At 62.7% G+C, this 276-nt stretch carries 1 protein-coding gene; it reads left to right on the top strand.

What is annotated here, in order from left to right:
- The coding region (locus AC0IYH_RS31375) for an FAD-binding domain-containing protein (RefSeq protein WP_471838129.1) at positions 1 to 276 on the top strand (276 nt) is incomplete at both ends.

The raw sequence follows: 276 nt of genomic DNA, 5'->3' as shown, positions 1-276 counted from the left end.
CCGATAACGGCCGCCCCAAATACGATGCGCTGCAATGGCGCACCGGCAAGGACGCGGCATCGGACCTGAAGGCCTGGCAGACCGGCCATACCGGCTACCCGATCGTCGACGCCGGCATGCGCCAGCTTTGGACCAGCGGCTGGATGCACAACCGCGTGCGGATGATTACGGCCAGCTTCCTCATCAAGCATTTGCTGATCGACTGGCGGGAGGGCGAGCGCTGGTTCTGGGATTGCCTGATCGATGCGGATTACGGCAACAATTCCGTCAACTGGC

Source organism: Pseudomonas sp. AC463, from assembly GCF_979253585.1.
Note: the sequence above shows the minus strand (reverse complement) of the source record. Positions and strands in the feature narration are given on the sequence as shown.